At 76.0% G+C, this 2,366-nt stretch carries 2 protein-coding genes; one reads left to right on the plus strand and one right to left on the minus strand.

Going from position 1 to position 2,366, the window contains the following annotated elements; genetic code table 11:
• Positions 1–104 precede the first annotated feature (104 nt).
• Positions 105–1,379, plus strand: coding sequence for an MFS transporter (locus HYE82_RS35980; RefSeq protein ID WP_179178429.1), 1,275 nt, complete (start codon positions 105–107; stop codon positions 1,377–1,379).
• 562 nt (positions 1,380–1,941) lie between these two features.
• On the opposite strand, the gene HYE82_RS35985 is transcribed toward HYE82_RS35980, so the two are convergent.
• On the minus strand, positions 1,942–2,310 hold the full coding sequence (locus HYE82_RS35985) for a cytidine deaminase (RefSeq protein ID WP_179178430.1): 369 nt from the start codon (positions 2,308–2,310) through the stop codon (positions 1,942–1,944).
• Between the last annotated feature and the right edge of the window lie 56 nt (positions 2,311–2,366).

Genomic DNA, 2,366 nt, shown 5'->3' on the forward strand with positions numbered 1-2,366 from the left:
GGGCCGCACCGCTCTCCGGGTGGGCGGCGATGACCGAGTCGAGGAGTTTCACGGCGCCGCGGGGATCGCGGGCGGCCAGCAGCTGCTCGGCGGCCCGGAAGTCGATGACGTGCGTCTCCGAGCCCGCGCCCGGACGCGTCCACCGCGCCTGGTTCGTCGCGGCCGTCACCTTCGTGACGATCGTCGGCGCCGCCGCCTTCGCCTCCCTGCCGGGACTGCTCATCGAGCCGCTGCACCGGGAGTTCGACTGGTCGCGGGGCACGATCGGCTTCGCCGTCTCGGTCAACCTCGCCCTCTACGGGCTCACCGCGCCGTTCGCCGCCGCCCTGATGGACCGCTTCGGCATCCGCCGGGTGGTGGCGCTGGCCCTGCTGGTCATATCCGCCGGGTCCGTCGCCACGGTGTGGATGACCGCCGCCTGGCAACTGGTGCTGTTCTGGGGCGTGCTGGTGGGTCTGGGCAGCGGCTCGATGGCGCTGGCGTTCGCGGCCACGGTGACCAACCGCTGGTTCACCGCCCGGCGCGGCCTCGTCACCGGAGTCCTGACCGCGGCCGGGGCCTCCGGGCAGCTGGTCTTCCTGCCGCTGCTGTCCTGGCTGGTGGAGCACCACGGCTGGCGGCCCGCGGCCGTGACGGTCTCGCTGGCGGCGCTGTCCGTCGTGCCGTTCGTCTGGCTGCTGCTGCGCGACCACCCGGCCGACGTGGGCCTGGCCCCGTACGGGGGGTCGTACACGGCCAAGCCCGCGCCGGTGCCGGGCGCGGCCCGGCGGGCGGTGGCGGTGCTGTTCCGGGCGGCGCGCACCGGGCCGTTCTGGCTGCTGGCGGGCACCTTCGCGATCTGCGGCGCCTCGACGAACGGCCTGGTCAAGACGCACTTCGTGCCGGCCGCGCACGACCACGGGATGCCGGTGACGGCGGCCGCAGGGCTGCTGGCGGTGATCGGCGTCTTCGACGTGGTCGGCACCGTGGCGTCGGGCTGGTTCACCGACCGCTTCGAGGCACGGCGGCTGCTGGCGGTCTACTACGCCCTGCGCGGGGTGTCGCTGCTCTTCCTGCCGATGCTGCTGGCACCGACGGTGCACCCGCCGATGCTGTTCTTCATCGTCTTCTACGGGCTGGACTGGGTCGCGACCGTCCCGCCGACGATCGCGCTGTGCCGCGAGCACTACGGGGAGGACAGTGCGATCGTGTTCGGCTGGGTGCTGGCCTCGCACCAGGTGGGCGCCGGGGCGGTGGCGTTCCTGGGCGGTGTGGCCCGGGACGTGTTCGGCTCGTACGACGTCGTCTGGTACGCGTCGGGGGCGCTGTGCGCGGCGGCCGCGATGATGGCGATGGTCATCCGCCGCCGTCCGGCGGCGGCGCCCGCCGCCGCGGCCTGAGCGCTCCGCGGGAGGTGCTGTGACGGTCGCCTGCGGGCCCCTTGCGGCCGGTCGCGCAGATCCCCGGCCCCTCCTGGGCGCTGCCGAACCACAGCCCGCTTCGCCACGGGCCGCCCGGCCGGAGGCGCGCCGGAGCCGTTCCGATCCGCCCGCCCGTCCGTCCGTACGGGTCACGGGTCCGCGGTCGGGCTGCGGGACCGTCCGGCCGTGTCCGGCTCGTCGCAGGCACGTGCCTGCGGCGGCGGCCGCGGACATGCCCGCGACCTGCCGGGCGGTCTGGCGGGAGACCGGCGACATGGCCTCCTCCGGCTTCCGGTGCACGACCACGGGGGCGTCGGCCCGGGGGTCGCGGCCGGCCTGCGTCAGCCACGTGCGGACCTTGGCGGCGGAGACGGGCGCAGGCAGAACGGGCGGGAGGGCGCATGGGCGTCCTCCTTCTCCCCGAAGGGGTCCGCCCCGTGCCGGGCGCCCGGCCGGACCGCCGCAACGCCCTGAGCGCCCGCCGCGGTTCCCCGGCGCACCGCTGCCGGTGCGGCGGCCGGGCCCCGTGGGGAAGGGCCGGTCAGGCGCCGGCCGGCGTGGTCGAGCGGAGCGTGCCGTCCGGGGCGGCCAGCAGGACCGGGGTGTCCGGGCCGCCGAGGTCGCGGACGGCGGCACGGTCAAGGTCGACCACCGCGTCGGCCGTGCCGACCACGGCCGCGGCTTCGAGGGACTCGGCGCCGCTCGCCACGGCCATCGCGACCGCCGTCTGGAGCGCGCTCAGCCGGAGGGAGGGGAGCTCCACGGTCCCGGCGACGTACGTGCGGCCCGTCTCGTCGCGGACCGCCGCACCCTCGGGCACGCCGTTGCGGGCCCGGGCGCTGCGCGCCAGCGTGATGATCTTGCTGTCCTCGGGGCTGATCCCGGTGCTGTCGGTCATGGGCGAAAGCATATGGAGCGCCTCGGCGGAGCCGTACGACGGCCCCGCCGAGGCGCTCTCCCCTCCAT

The organism is Streptomyces sp. BR123 (genome assembly GCF_013401435.1).
Lineage (GTDB): Bacteria > Actinomycetota > Actinomycetes > Streptomycetales > Streptomycetaceae > Streptomyces.

Bases quoted from the DNA above. Each gene is read 5' to 3' on its own strand.
- HYE82_RS35985 (WP_179178430.1), bottom strand. From the start codon at position 2,310: ATGCTTTCGCCCATGACCGACAGCACCGGGATCAGCCCCGAGGACAGC.
- HYE82_RS35980 (WP_179178429.1), top strand. From the start codon at position 105: ATGACGTGCGTCTCCGAGCCCGCGCCCGGACGCGTCCACCGCGCCTGG.